Source organism: Streptomyces noursei, assembly GCF_001646665.1.
Taxonomy (GTDB): Bacteria; Actinomycetota; Actinomycetes; order Streptomycetales; family Streptomycetaceae; genus Streptomyces; species Streptomyces lavendulocolor.
The window spans coordinates 57,443-70,817 of record NZ_LWBU01000384.1 but is presented as its reverse complement, the minus strand read 5'-3'; the positions used below and the strand labels follow the sequence as shown (position 1 = coordinate 70,817).

11 protein-coding genes are annotated in these 13,375 nt (G+C 72.6%); all 11 read right to left on the bottom strand.

Features of this window, described 5'->3' with window-relative positions:
• Nucleotides 1–62: 62 nt before the first annotated feature.
• A complete protein-coding gene (locus A4V12_RS30940; RefSeq protein WP_064072784.1) occupies nucleotides 63–1,031 on the bottom strand; it encodes an ATP-grasp domain-containing protein in 969 nt (322 codons plus the stop codon).
• Complete coding sequence (locus A4V12_RS30935) at nucleotides 1,031–1,297, bottom strand: hypothetical protein (protein WP_064072783.1); 267 nt, start codon at nucleotides 1,295–1,297, stop codon at nucleotides 1,031–1,033. The genes A4V12_RS30940 and A4V12_RS30935 overlap by 1 nt, the downstream gene beginning before the upstream one ends.
• 146 nt (nucleotides 1,298–1,443) lie before the next feature.
• Nucleotides 1,444–4,059 (bottom strand): SpoIIE family protein phosphatase, encoded by a 2,616-nt coding sequence (locus tag A4V12_RS30930; RefSeq protein WP_079137485.1) that lies wholly within the window; start codon nucleotides 4,057–4,059, stop codon nucleotides 1,444–1,446.
• A gap of 273 nt (nucleotides 4,060–4,332) precedes the next feature.
• Nucleotides 4,333–5,424, bottom strand: a complete 1,092-nt coding sequence (locus A4V12_RS30925; protein ID WP_064072782.1) for a PP2C family protein-serine/threonine phosphatase — start codon at nucleotides 5,422–5,424, stop codon at nucleotides 4,333–4,335.
• 212 nt (nucleotides 5,425–5,636) lie between these two features.
• Nucleotides 5,637–6,923 (bottom strand): MFS transporter, encoded by a 1,287-nt coding sequence (locus A4V12_RS30920; RefSeq protein ID WP_064072781.1) that lies wholly within the window; start codon nucleotides 6,921–6,923, stop codon nucleotides 5,637–5,639.
• Nucleotides 6,920–7,741 carry a Rossmann-like domain-containing protein gene (locus A4V12_RS30915; RefSeq protein ID WP_064072780.1) on the bottom strand — a complete coding sequence of 274 codons (822 nt, stop codon included), beginning with the start codon at nucleotides 7,739–7,741 and terminating at the stop codon, nucleotides 6,920–6,922. Before A4V12_RS30915 ends, A4V12_RS30920 begins: the two co-directional genes overlap by 4 nt.
• A gap of 273 nt (nucleotides 7,742–8,014) precedes the next feature.
• Nucleotides 8,015–9,049, bottom strand: a complete 1,035-nt coding sequence (locus A4V12_RS30910; RefSeq protein WP_064072779.1) for a pyridoxal-phosphate dependent enzyme — start codon at nucleotides 9,047–9,049, stop codon at nucleotides 8,015–8,017.
• 16 nt (nucleotides 9,050–9,065) lie between these two features.
• The gene (locus A4V12_RS30905) at nucleotides 9,066–9,821 is read right to left on the bottom strand and encodes a methyltransferase (RefSeq protein WP_064072778.1); all 756 of its coding nucleotides are present in this window, start codon (nucleotides 9,819–9,821) and stop codon (nucleotides 9,066–9,068) included.
• Nucleotides 9,822–9,895: 74 nt separating this feature from the next.
• Nucleotides 9,896–11,614: an ABC transporter ATP-binding protein gene (locus A4V12_RS30900; protein ID WP_064072777.1), complete on the bottom strand. Its 1,719-nt coding sequence runs from the start codon at nucleotides 11,612–11,614 to the stop codon at nucleotides 9,896–9,898.
• Nucleotides 11,614–12,429, bottom strand: a complete 816-nt coding sequence (locus tag A4V12_RS30895) for an ABC transporter permease (RefSeq protein WP_064072776.1) — start codon at nucleotides 12,427–12,429, stop codon at nucleotides 11,614–11,616. Before A4V12_RS30895 ends, A4V12_RS30900 begins: the two co-directional genes overlap by 1 nt.
• On the bottom strand, nucleotides 12,426–13,373 hold the full coding sequence (locus A4V12_RS30890) for an ABC transporter permease (protein ID WP_064072775.1): 948 nt from the start codon (nucleotides 13,371–13,373) through the stop codon (nucleotides 12,426–12,428). The genes A4V12_RS30895 and A4V12_RS30890 overlap by 4 nt, the downstream gene beginning before the upstream one ends.
• Nucleotides 13,374–13,375: the final 2 nt, after the last annotated feature.

Below are 13,375 nucleotides of genomic sequence, written 5' to 3'. Positions count from 1 at the left end.
CCCGCCCCGACCGGGATTTTCCGGCCGCGGCGCGTTGAGGCGGCCGGGCCCGGGAGCTGCCTTCACGCAAGGACCGGACGGTGAGCGGGCGTACGGCTGTCCTCCGCCGTCGAGAGCAGGAAGTCCAGGAAGTACCCGGCGAGGGGGATGTTCAGGAGGGGTTCCAGGAAGAGGAACTGCCCTTGAGGGTTCACCTCGAGCCACACCGGCTCACCGTCGGGCGTCAGCTTGAGGTCGATGGCCCCCATGCGCAGTCCGAGCGCCCGGAGCGCCGACCGGGCCTTCCGCGCCGTTTCCTCGGGTACCTCCCACCACGAGATCGGTATGGTGAGGTCGGCCCGCCAGTCGAGCTTCTCCGTCCGCAACAGCGCCGCGTACATCCGGTCACCGAAGACGTTCAGTCTGATGTGCTCGTTGCCCTCGACGTATTCCTGGTAGATGGCGGGGCAGGCCGCGTAGGAGGCTGCGGATATGGACGCCGGGTCGTCGAGGTACTGGGTGAAGATCAATGGGCCCGACGTGCCGACGACGGGCTTCACGATCATACGGCCGACGTGCCGCAGGAAGGACACGACTTCGTCGCGCGACTGCGTCACCAGTGTCCGTGGGACCCGGAACCCCGCCCGCTGCGCGACGGCCATCTGGTACAGCTTGTCGGATGCGCGGTCGGTTGCTTCGGGATGAGAGACCCATTCCCCGGCGAATTCGGTGCAGAGAATTCCTGTCAGCGCGCCGCGGCAGTCGTTGTTGACGAGATTGCGTTCAGATGTGCTCACCCTGCTTTCCGCGTCCTTCTGGGCTGCCCGTACACGGCGCCACCAGATGACGGAAGCGTCCTCCAGGCGCACCAGCCGCCCGTCGGAGGCGCGCAGAGTGGTGGGGGAGTCCCCGTGCGAGCTCCAGGACAGGCCTTGTTGCCCGCTGAGTCGGTCGCACTCGATGATGTGGAAATCCCGGTACCCTCGTTTGCGCGCCTCGTTCTGCACTGCGAGAGCGTGGATGTCGTCCTGCAGTGAAATGGTGAGGATCATTATTCGGGACAGACGTCGCTCTTGTCGGAACATCCGCACGAGCATCCTTCGGTGCCGACGGCCCGCATATCACTGGCGGACATGTCGAGACCGGTCGTCTGCTTGACGAGAGACTCCCACGTCTTCAGTTGTTCCGGTGTTTCCAGCCGCACGAAGGAGTCGGGCTGGCATTCCAGGACGACCGGGGGAGGGTTCGGCACGAGCTTCTCTTCATCGACGGGTTTGCCGAGCTGAATCTCAGGCATCATCATCAACTCCGATGGCACATAGGGTTCTTCATCTCACTTTAGTCCGGTGTGTGCACCCCGCAACATTGACCCGAGGAGCCCCGGTCGGTGAATACCCGCGGTGGGTACCCTTTGCCCCGGAGGGGGCGGTGGGAGAGGGCTGCACCACCGGGAACGGTCGCCGGTCAGGTGCCTGGCGGGGTGGGACGCAGGGCGAGCAGGGCGATGTCGTCGGTGCTGCCGGCGCCGAGGCCGAGAATCAGCTCGTCACAGAAGACGTCGAGGGGTGCCTGGGCGAGGGCAGCGGTGTGCCGGCGCAGGCGGGTCATGGCGTCGCTGAGGGATTCCCCCGGGCGTTCGATCAGACCGTCGGTGAACATGAGCAGGGTGGAGAGGGGTGGCAGCGGGTCGCGGGCGGTGGGTCGGGGAAGGGTGCTGTCCACGCCGATGAGGAGACCGGAGGCGGTGTCCAGGTAGTGGGTGTCGCCGTTGGGACACGTCAGCAGCAGGGGGAGGTGTCCGGCGGAGGAGTGGTGCACTTCCCATGGGCCGCTGCGGGGGCCTTTGACGAGGGCGTACGCGCAGGTCGCGGTGGAGTGCGGGTAAAGGGTGAGAGTGGCGAGGTCGAGGCGGCGCAGTACCTCCGAGGGCCGGTCCTGGCAGTCGACGGCGATGCCGCGGAGCATGTTGCGCAGTTGACTCATCGTCACGGCTGCGGTCAGGTCGTGCCCGGAGACGTCTCCGATGACGAGCGCCGTGTCGCCGCCGGGCAGGGTGAAGGCGTCGAACCAGTCGCCGCCCACCTGCGCGGTGGTACTCGACGGGGCGTAGCGGGCGGTGATCTCCATGGACGGGATGTGCGGCAGGCGAGGCAACAGGGAGCGCTGAAGGCGCTCGGCTGCGGTACGGGTGTGCTGGTGCAGACGGGCATTGTCGACACTCAGGGAGATGCCTTTCACGAGGTCGGCGACGAGGAGCGCGTCCTGCTCGGTGAAGGGATCGTCGTGGTCGGTGCGTACGACGATCAGGGCGCCCAGCACCTCGCGGCGGGCCCTCAGGGGTGCCATGATCGTGCTGCCGGCGCCCAGCTGCCGGAACAACTCCAGCTGCCGGGCGTCCAGGGCGCTTTCCGCCTGGTCCGGCGAGGGAATGTGGGTGATCAGCAGGGGCCCCGCGCCGTTCAGCACCCGGGCCAGCGGTCCCCGCGCGTTCTCGGACAGCGGGGGCAGCCTGCCGAGGTCCACCCCGGCGTTCAGTGCCCGGGGCTCGCGGTGGACGACGCAGACCCGTTCGGCATCCCCGTGCTCGTCGAGCAGGTCGACCACGCACCAGGCGGCCGTCCGCCGGGTGAGGACGTGGCACACCCGCCGCAGTCCCTCGCGCAGGTCGAGTGTGCTCGACAGCGCGCTGGTGGTGTCGGCCAGCAGACTCAACCGCTCCCAGCTCCGTGCCGCCTTCTCACCACCGGCCCGCGGCGCCGTTGCCGCGCCGGTGGGCAGCCGCACCGAGAGCCCGGGGCCGGGACGTGATGCCGGCCGGTCCTCCCCGGGGGCCATTGCTCTGGGCATGAACTGGCCGACCCGCACCGTGCGGCCGTCCACCGCCTCCTGGCTCTGGACGTGCAGACGCACAGGGACCAGGTGGCCGTCGTGGTGCAACGCCGGCAGTGGGATGGACCGGCCCATGATCCTGGACCGGCCGGTCAGCCGGAGGGCGGTGAACCCGGCCCGATGACGCTCGCGCAGATGCTCGGGAATCAGCACGGTCAACGGCCGGCCGATCAGCTCGTCGCTCTGCCATCCCAGCAGGTCGGCCAGAGCGGCGTTGGCCGCGATGATCCGGCCGTCGTCGTCGGCCGCGACGGTCGGGACGCTGCTGTCCTCCACGTCGCCGGCATCCCATGGCGCCAGTTCGGCGGAGGCGGCGTCCGGCACGCCGGGCAGCAGCGTCCACGCGGTGGGCGGACCTCCGGAGAGCTGAGTGCCCAGTTGGTCGAGCACCCACTGGTAGTGGCTCCGCACGTGCGGCGGAGCCGGGAGGGTGAGCAGGGATCCCAGCTGCGCCGCCGCGTCGCCGTGTTCGAGCACGTGCCGCAACGTGTCCAGGGCCGGCGCGGTGTCCAGGGGAAAGCTGATGTCCAGGCTCACTGTGGCGCCGCCGGTGACCGTCTCCTCCAGCGCGGATGTCATGCACGCGTTGATCACGTCGGCCACATCGATGGCGACCAGCAACTCGTGGCTCGACACCCCGGCGCACTCCTCGACGCAGGTGGTCAGCGTCAGCTCGCGCAGCATCTCGTCACCGTGCTGCTGCGCCGCGCGGAACACGATGCCGGGCATGTCGATCAGTGTCACGGTCGCGGTCCGCCCGTACATCGGCACGGAACCCCACCCGGACGTGGGTGGCACCGGGGCCTTGGGCCACAGCTCGAACCAGACCGTCTTGCGGCCCTCCCCGACATGGGCCCCATGACTCGAAGCCAGCTCCTCGACCACGGCAAGGCCCCGCCCGGCACCGGCGTACGGCCTGCGCTCCCGCGGCACGAGCGGGCGGTCCGGCCGACCGTCGCCGACGCGTACGCGCACCTGTCCCTCGTGCGACCAGACCCGCACCTCCACCTCGGTACGCGCGTGCAGCACCGCGTTGGTCACCAGCTCACTGGCCAGCAGCTCGGCGGTGTCCACCACCTCCGCCGCGGCACCACGCAATGCCGACCGCACGAACCGCCGAGCCAGCGGCACACTGTGCGTCTCCGGAGGAAAACACCGAATGAGAACCCCGGGTGGACTAGAGCTATCCATAGCCCTATCAATCCCTCCGAAGGCGGGAATCTAACTGTCCGGTGCAGCGTGATCCGCCGATGCGGGCAGGTCGCCGGGGAACTGCCTGCCACCTGCGGTACCGGACAACCGCTGGCGGGCGTATGGCGGCCGGCGGTCACTGTCGTCTCCCGGCAGGTGCGGACCAGCCGGATGCGGGGAAGCGGTGCCTCCTCGACGCCGGGCGCGAGCAATCGGCAGGCACGTCCCCGGGTGGACCGGCGTTGCCCTCGTCGCCCCCTGCGCCTGGGCGCCTCAGACGTCGCGGCGGCGTACGGCGAGGGCGGCGATGTCGTCGTCGAGGCGTCCCCGGCTGTAGCGGAGGAGATCGCGGTGGAGGACCCTGAGCAGCTCGCGCGGCGGGGCCGGGGGCTGCCGTCGCATCCAGGCCGTCAGCGGGAAGAACTCGCCGTCGCGGGCGCGGGCCTCGGCGATCCCGTCGGTGTAGAGGAGCAACAGGTCGTCGGGGGCGAAGTCGAAGGAGTCGACGGTGTAGTGGTCGCCGATGAGTTCCGCGAGGCTGAGCAGGGGCGACGGCGTGGCCGCCTCCAGGACGCGGAGGCTTCTGCGGTTCAGGAGCAGCGGTGGGGGGTGCCCGCAGTTGAGGATGTGGATGCGTCCGCCCTCGTGCGGGATCTCGACGAGGAGAGCGGTGGCGAAACGCTCCATGGGCCCCTCGGGAGGGAACGCGGCGTTGTACCGGGTACTGCTGGCGTCCATTCTGCGGGCGACCTCCACCATGTCGGTCTCCCCGTACGCCGCCTCCCGGAAGGCGTTGACGATCGCCGCGGCCGCGCCCACGGCCGGCAGGCCCTTGCCCCGCACGTCACCGATGAGGAGCCTGACCCCGTACGGCGTGTCGACCACCTCGTAGAAATCCCCGCCGATCCGGGCCTCCGCCGCCGCCGCGAGGTACAGCGACTCGATCTCGACGTTCCCGAAGCGGCGTGGCATCGGGCTCAGCACCACCTGCTGCGCCGCGTCGGCGACGAGCCGCACCTGGAACAGGGTGCGCTCCCGCTGGAGCCGGACATGGCTGCCGTACGCGGCGGCCACGGTGACCGCGACGATCCCCGCCGCCGTCCACCACGTACCGAGATCGGGGAAGACGAAGCCGAGGCCGATCATCAGGCAGAGGCAGACCGTCCCCAGCAGGACGGTCGGCAGGACCGGCCACATGGCGGCGGCCAGGGCCGGCGCCGCGGGCAGGAGGCGGCTGAAGGCCATCTCCGGCGGAGTGGCGTAGGCCAGGCTGGCGATCACGATGGTCAGGATGACCGGTGACAGCCGCACGAGCGACCCCCGGCCGTAGCGCCGACGGAGCCGTGGCCATGCAGACTCGATCACGCTTTCCAGAATATCTGCGCATTAGGGGCATAGCGTCTCGGCGGACGGAGCCGGGTGCCGTCTCGGACGGCGTGGCCGGACGGTCGGAAATCGTATGACTGTTCCCTTTGTCGGGCGCTCCCGTCGGCGGTGGCCGGTCGCCGGTCGGCGGGCGGGCGACGAGGGGCCTACACCCCGCCCGTGCGCCCGACCGCCTCGGACGACGGCCCCCGTCATCCCTCCGCGGCGGGGGCGGAACGCGCCGCCGCGCGGGCGAAGGCCAGGGCGACGAGGGTCAGGCCCCCCAGCGCCGCCGCCGTGCCCGGGTACCCGCCGAGTGCGAGACCGACGCCGCCGAGCCCCGCACCCAGGAAGACGCCGAAGCTCATCCCGGCCGCGTTGAGACTCAGGGCCGTGCCCCGCAGCGCGCCGCAGCGGCGCACCAGCAGCGTGGTGACGCAGGCCGCCACCGTCGCGTGACCGGCTCCGACGAGGGCCGTCAGCGGCAGGGCGAGCAGCAGCGACCGGGTGTAGAACACCCCCACCAGGGCCGCCAGCGCCACCAGCAGGGCCAGCGTCATCAGCCGCTCACCGGACACCTTCGGCCGCTCGGCGCTCAGCAGCCGGCCGGCGACGAGGTTGCCGAGGAAGAACGAGGTTCCGCTCAGCGTCCAGACGAGGGCGAAGGGGCCGGGGGCGAGTCCGAAGCGCTCGTCGTAGAACGCCGCCAGGTAGGCGAGGTACCCCATGAACGCCGCCGTGCGCAGCATGGCCACGAAGAGCAGTGGCACCACCCCGGGGAGGGCCCCCAGCAGCGTGAAGGAGGCGAGGTAGCCCGGCCACGCCGCCTTCTCCCCGTCCTTCTCCCCGTTCTTCTCGCCGTGGGCCCCGGGGCGCTCGGCACGGCGGCCCCGGACGACGAAGAGCACGGCGAGTACGGCGGCGACGGCGGCGATCGCCCACAGGTCGCCCTGCCAGCCCCACAGCACGGCCGGCAGCGCCACGAGCGGCGCGGCCAGCAGGGCGGTGAGCGACTGGGTGGCGGTGATGAGGGTCGCCGCCCGGCCCGCGGCGGCGTCATGGTCGAAGCGGTCGGCGGCCGCAGCGGTCAGCGCCGGGTTGAGGACGGCCGTACCGGCGCCGACGAGCAGGCAGAACGCGGCCAGCAGCAGGAACTCGCCGGTCGCGCCGAGAGCGGCGGAAAGGGCCAGCACGGCGAGCCCGCCGGCCGCCGCCCAGTCCTTGCGCACCCGGTCGATCAGGGGGGCGAGGGCCGTGCCCACGGCCAGGGCGGCCAGACCGCCGAGGCCGCGCAGCTGGCCCATGGCCGCGACGCCGCCGTCCGACGCGTGGGCGATGGGGACGAGGAAGGTGCTGAAGATCGTGAACGGCACCAGTCCCACGGCCGAGGCGAGCATGAACGGCCACAGGGTGCGGGCCATCCGCAGGTCGCCGGGGACGGCGCCGGTGCTCACGTCCGCGTGCGCCTCCACCGCCGGGCCCTTGGTCTCGCTGCTCATGCGCCCGCCGCCCGGTACCGGTACAGCGCGGTCGCGTCCGCGCTGAACTGGGAGAAGGGGAACGGCTCGGCGGACAGCGCGGTGACACCGGCACCCAGGAAGGCGCGGGCGACGGCACTGCCGGACTGCGCGTACACGACGAACGGCAGTCCGTGCTTGCGGCAGTGCTCCAGGATGACGTCGAAGCTGCCGTTGCTGAGCGTCATGCCCGTGGCGACCACGGCGTCCGCCTCGGCGAGCACCTGGGACATGTCGTCGGTGACCGGGTCGCCCCAGTGGGTGGTGCGCAGGTTGAAGTCGCAGGGCAGCGGGACGCCGCCCTGCTCGCGTATCGCCGCGACCAGCGGGTTGACGACGCCGATGAGCGCGACCTTCGCACCGGCGGGAATGTCGAGCAGCCCGGCGACGGCCGCGTCCCGGGCCTCGGCGCGCGTCTCGGGCGTGCCGGTCGGGAGGGTGACCGTCTCGGCGGCGGGGGAGCCGCGGTGCGGCTGGACGCGGGCCAGGTAGGCGTCGAGGGCGGCGATGCGTACCGGTGCCGACTCGTGCCGGACCAGGTGGTCGAGGGTGTGGCCGGAGGCGTCCGCGCAGAAGTCGGGGGTGAGCTCGCCGGTCTCGAAGGAGCAGGCACCGAAGGCGTCCCCCGACCGCAGCAGCAGGTAGCTGTTGCGGTAGGTGACCTCGGTGCCGGCCAGCCGGGTGGTGTGGTGGAGATGGAACGCGCTGGTGACGGCGAGCTCCTGGGGCGGCGGTCCGTAGGCGCCGTCGAGGACGGCCTGCCGGAGGTCGGCCACGGAGTGCGGCTGCATCGGAGACATGGAGGGTGCTTTCTGGTGCGTCATGGCCGCTGTGGCCATGGGTGGACAGGGGAGTGGGGCGGGGAAGCCCCTGCTCGGGGAGGAGTAAGAGGGCCGGCTCAGGGGGAGGTCGGCCAGGAGCTCGGGCCGGTACGGCAGCTCCGCCAGGGCCGGGCGTCCGGCGGGCTGGAAGCAGAGCAGCAGGGAGCGCCGGTCCCGGGTGGAGGTGTTGGGGCCCGAGCGGTGCACGACGAGGCCGGGGAGGGCAGGCGGACGCGGGCGCGGCGTGGCGGCTCAGACCGCGCCGGGGACCAACAGCGGTTCGCCGCGCAGCAGTGCGCTGTCGCGGGGCGGCCAGTCCATCGTCGACCAGGGGTGTCGCAGCTCCTGCCGCTCCGTGACCTCGTGGGGGCGCATGGCGCCCAGGCCGCGCGCCCGGTCGTGGTGGGCGTAGGCGCTGTCGACGTAGCGGTGGCCGGTGTCGGCGGCGAGGAAGACGTACGTCCTGGAGTCGTCGCGCCGCCGTTCCCACAGCGTGGCCAGATAGGCCGCGCCCGCGGAGAGGCCGGCGAAGATGCCGCTGGCCCGCAGGAGTTCGACGGCGCCGGACATGGCGTAGTCGAAGTTCACCCAGTGGATCCGGTCGTACAGCTCGTGGCGGACGTTCCGGAACGGGATGGAGCTGCCGATCCCCGCGATGATCATGTCGGGGTCGGAGACGTGCTCGGCGCCGAACGTGACGCTGCCGAACGGCTGGACGCCCACGAGCGTCACGTCACGCCCGGCCTCGCGCAGGTAGGTGGCGATGGCGCCGGTCGACGCGCCGGTGCCGACTCCGCCCACCAGGGCCAGCGCACCCTCCGGGACCTCCTTGCCGATCAGGTCGGCGACGTCCCGGTAGCCGAGGTAGTGGATGGAGTCGTGGTACTGGCGCATCCAGTGGTAGTCGGGGTTCTCGCGCAGCAGTTCGCCGATCCGCTCCACGCGCAGGTTCTGGTCGAGGCGCAGGTTCTTGGAGGGGCGGACCTGTTCCAGCGTGGCGCCCAGGATCTGCAGCTGGACGCGGAGCGTCCGGTCCACCGTCGTCGAGCCGACGATGTGGCACTTCAGTCCGTGGCGGTGGCAGGCGAGGGCCAGCGCGTGGGCGTAGATGCCACTGGAGCTGTCGATGAGCGTGTCACCGGGTGAGACCTGGCCGGTGTCCAGGAGGTGGCGTACGGCGCCGAGCGCGGAGTAGAGCTTCATCGTCTCGAAGCGCAGGCAGACCGCGCCGGGCGGAACGGTCACCACGTCGGGTTCCTTGACCGCTTCGGCTATGTGCTCGTGCATGTCCCTCTCCTCCGGGTCAGGCGGTGTCGTCGCGGCGCAGCAGCTCGAAGAGGTACGCCTGACAGTTGTCGCCCTCCCAGGTCTGGCGGTGCGTGATCCGCGGCGAGAATCCGGCCTCGATGGCGTACTTGACGATGTTTCTGAGCTCCGAGGTGTTGGACACGACCAGGTGCACCTCCCCGCCGGGGGCGAGCAGGTCGCGGTCGACGATCTGGTCGAAGAAGCGCGCCACGATCTCGAAGCCCACGCAGACGTTGCGGACGACCGTCGGGTCGTCGCTGGTCCTGGTGCTGACGGCCGGTGGGTTGAACGTGATGACGTCCAGCCGGGTGGTGGCGGGGAACTCCTCGAAGAGGTTGGAGACCAGGAGGCGGAAGACCGTACCGGGCCGGTCGCCGGCCAGGAGCTCGTAGTGGGCGGCGGCCGTGGCGACGCTGTCGGGATGGATGTCGGCGGCGTAGACCTCGCGGGCCCCCTTGACTCCCGCGATCACGGCTTCGACGCCGAGTCCGGCGCCGATGGCGGCGTACGACCGCCCTTCCACCCGGATGGTGCCGTCCAGCAGCCGGTCGTGGACGATGCGGCTGGTGTCGCCGGGCTTGAAGACGCCGGGCGGCAGCTGGAACGTCCAGCCGTTGTAGGTGTACGTGCGCGGGGTGTGGATGTCGGACGGGGAGCCGTTGATGGCCAGGATCTCGTCCCGGGGCAGCGTGTCGGGCAGCGAGTCGAGCAGGGCCCGGGCCTCGGCCTCGGCTGTCTTCGGGTGGCTCATGTGTCCTCCGTGGTCAGGGGTGAATGACTGAAGTGCGTGGCGGGGGGGTGGGGAGCGGTGGTGCGCGCGGGCCGTCAGGAGCCGGACGGGGTCGCGGTCGCGGACACGGCGGTGGCCGCGGCCGTCGCGGCCGGGGCGTCGGCCGCGAGGGCCGAACCGAGGTCCATGGCGCGGACCAGTTCCTTGGTCGGGGTGGCCCGGGGCGCGCCGAGGATCCGCTCGGGTGAACCGGTCTCGACGACGTGGCCGGCGTCGATGACGACGATGTGGTGGGCGACCGCGGCGAGCAGCTCCAGGTCGTGACTCACCCAGAGCAGCGCCGTGCCGTGCTGCTCGCGGAGCCGCGCGAGTTCGGCGACGACCGCTTCGGTGGCGTCGGCGTCCAGGGCGGTGGTGATCTCGTCGCAGACCAGTACGTCGGGGGTGGCGAGTGCGGCGCGGGCGAGTGCGGCGCGTTGCAGTTCGCCACCGGACAGGCCGCCGGGGCGCCGCTCGACGGTGGTCGCGTCCAGCCCGAGCCGGCTCAGCAGGGCGAGGGCCTCCCCCCGCGCCGCGTCGGCGTCCAGGCCGCGCAGTCGTACGGCGGTACGGGCGACCTGCTCGGCCACCGGGCGCCGCTCGTCGAAGGAGCTGCGGACCTCCTGCCAGACGTACTGCACGCGCCGCTTCTGCTCCGTGCTGCGGCGGCGCAGCACCGGCAGGGGAGCGCCGTCCAGGAGGACCGAGCCGCGGTGCCGTTCGTGGAGTCCGGCGACACAGCGGGCCAGGGTGGTCTTCCCGCTGCCGGACAGGCCGGCCACGCCGACACAGGCCCCGGCGGGCAGGCGGAGGTCGACCCCGTGCAGGACCGGGCCGCGGCCCCGGCCGTGGAGGTGCGCGGAGAGGTCCCGCACCTCCAGCAGGGGCACGCCGTCCGACGCGGATGCGTCGTCCGGCACCGAGGTGCCCTTCCGCACCGGCACGTCGCCCGTCACCGCCGTGCCGCCGGTCACCGCTGCGTCGCCCGTCACCGCCGTGCCGTCCGGCCCGGTGGGCGTGTGGCGCGTGGCGGTGACCGGGCGGCGGGCGGGCAGGGTGTCCGCCGGGCTGCCCTGGGCGGTCACCCGTCCGCGCCGGAGCACGACCACGTGGTCGGCCAGGGCGCGCACCAGGTCGTGGTCGTGGCTGAGGAGCAGGACGGCCGGGCCGGTACGGGCGAGCGCGGCCAGCTCGTCGGCCAGCCGCATCCGGGTCACCGTGTCCAGCCCGGTGCTGGGCTCGTCGAGCACCAGCACCCGCGGGCGGCACACCAGGGTCTGGGCGAGCGCGACGCGCTGGCGCTGACCGCCGGAGAACTGGTGCGGGAAGCGCCGTCGGGTGTCCCGCCCGTCGGGCAGTTGCGCGGCCCGGAGTGCCGCGGCGGCAAGGGCCTGGGGCCGGTCGCCCGGGTGGTGCAGCCGGGCGAGTTCGGCGAGGACGGCTCCGCCGCGGCGGGCCGGGTTGAGGGCGCTGCCCGGATGCTGGGGCATGTACGCGACGAGGCGCCCGCGCAGGCCGGTGGCCGCCTCCGGCGTGACGCCGTCCGCGTCGACGACCGTGACGGCCCCGGCCTCCACCCGTCCGCCGAGGCGCACACCGGGTCCGCACTCGCCCAGCAGCGCCAGGGCCGCCGTGGTCTTGCCGCTGCCGGAGGGGCCGACGAGCGCGGTGACGCGGCCCTCGTACAGGTCGAAGTCGACCCCGTCGAGGAGCAGGGCGTCCCCGGCTCGTGCGGTGAGCCCGCGCACCGTGACCAGGGGGGTCTTCGCGGTCATCACACGGCCTCCTGCGTACGGCGGGAGCGGGCCAGCAGGCGGTCGGCGAGCAGGTTGAGCCCCACGGTGAACATGACGAGCATCGCGGCGGGCGCGAGCACCGCCCACGGCTGGAGCAGCAGCGCCTCACGGCTGCGGGAGATGCTCACCGCCCAGTCGGGCGCGGTCGGGTCCAGGCCGAGGCCGAGGAAGTTCGCCGAGCCGACGAGGAAGACCGCGAGGGTGATGCGGGTGCCGATGTCGGCGGCCACGGGGGAGAGCACCGAGCGTGCCACGTGGTCGAGTTGGATACGGACACGGGACTCGCCCTGTACGCGCAGCGCCTCGGTGACGGGGCCGCTGGCGGCGTCCAGGGCGGCGGCGCGCACCAGGCGTGCCACGGGCGGGACGTTGACGGCCGCGACGGCGAGCGCGATGGCGACGGGGGAGCCGCGCCAGCCCACCGCCACCACGCTGATCACCAGCAGGGTCGGCAGCGGGAGCAGCACGTCGAGCGGGCGGATCAGCAGCTCGTCGGCCCAGCGGCGGCGGGCCGACGCCGCCAGCAGGCCCACGGCCCCGCCGACCAGGTAGGCGACCGCCACCGCGCCGAGCGCCATGCCGAGCGCGCTGCGCCCGCCGTGCAGCAGCAGCGCGAGGACGTCGCGCCCCAACCCATCGGTGCCCAGAGGGTGTTCGCCGCCACCGGGCGCGTACGGGGCGAACACCCCGGGCCGGGCCGGCTCGGCGCACCACGGGCCCAGCAGGGCGACGCCCAGCGGCAGCGCGAGCAGCGCCACGCCGGCCGGGGCCGTCGGCAGGTTCACGCGCTTCACCGGAGCACCTCCGTCCGTGGTACGAGTCGATGGGAGACGAGGTCGGCCGCCAGGCTGAAGAGCAGGGCCGCGGCGGCGACCACCAGGGCCAGGCCCTGGACCGTGGGCACGTCCCGTGCCTCGACGGCGTCGACGAGCGCGGTCGCCACGCCGGGGATCGCGAAGACCGCCTCGACGATCAGCACCCCGCCGACCAGGTTGTCGCCCACGCGGGCCAGTTCCTGGATGCCGGGCACGGCCGCGTTGGGCAGGACGTGCCGCAGCAGCAGGGTCCGGCGCGGCACGCCCAGGCGCCGCGCCTGGGTGACGTAACCGGCCCTCAGGACCGTCACCATGCCGGCCCGCACCTGCCGGGACAGCAGGCAGATCATGCGGGCCGCGACCACCCCGACCGGCAGGACCAGCAGTGCGGGCCGCGCGATCAGGTCGGCCGCGCCCACCCCCACCCAGGTCGCGGGCAGCCAGCCGAGCCGGAGCGACAGCCCGGCCACGAGCAGCAGCGCCAGGACGAAGTCGGGCACGGCGTTGAGCGCGAGCGTCACCGAGGTGACCGCCCGGTCCAGGCGGCCGCCCTCCCGCAGCCCGGACGCGATGCCGAGCAGCACCGCGAGGGGGACGACCACCGCGAGGGTGACGGCGGCGAGCAGCAGCGTGATGCCGGCCGACCCTGCCAGGACGTCCAGCACCGGGCCGCCGCTCACCAGCGACGTGCCGAGGTCGCCGGTGAGCACGCCCCCGGCCCAGTCGGTGAAGCGCTCCAGGGCCGGCCGGTCCAGCCCGAGCTGTTCGCGCAGCGCCGCCACCTGCTCGGGCGTGGCGTCCTCGTCGTTGCGGACGTCGGCCGCGTCACCGGGCAGCAGCGACGTCAGCAGGAACACCAGCACCGTGAGCAGGGCGAGTTGTACGCCTCCGAGGGCGAGGCGCTGCAGGGCGTACCCACGCATCG

Coding starts and splice junctions, on each gene's coding strand:
- A4V12_RS30940 (WP_064072784.1), bottom strand. CDS start 1,031: ATGATCCTCACCATTTCACTGCAGGACGACATCCACGCTCTCGCAGTG.
- A4V12_RS30930 (WP_079137485.1), bottom strand. CDS start 4,059: ATGGATAGCTCTAGTCCACCCGGGGTTCTCATTCGGTGTTTTCCTCCG.
- A4V12_RS30920 (WP_064072781.1), bottom strand. CDS start 6,923: ATGAGCAGCGAGACCAAGGGCCCGGCGGTGGAGGCGCACGCGGACGTG.
- A4V12_RS30915 (WP_064072780.1), bottom strand. CDS start 7,741: ATGTCTCCGATGCAGCCGCACTCCGTGGCCGACCTCCGGCAGGCCGTC.
- A4V12_RS30910 (WP_064072779.1), bottom strand. CDS start 9,049: ATGCACGAGCACATAGCCGAAGCGGTCAAGGAACCCGACGTGGTGACC.
- A4V12_RS30905 (WP_064072778.1), bottom strand. CDS start 9,821: ATGAGCCACCCGAAGACAGCCGAGGCCGAGGCCCGGGCCCTGCTCGAC.
- A4V12_RS30900 (WP_064072777.1), bottom strand. CDS start 11,614: ATGACCGCGAAGACCCCCCTGGTCACGGTGCGCGGGCTCACCGCACGA.
- A4V12_RS30890 (WP_064072775.1), bottom strand. CDS start 13,373: ATGCGTGGGTACGCCCTGCAGCGCCTCGCCCTCGGAGGCGTACAACTC.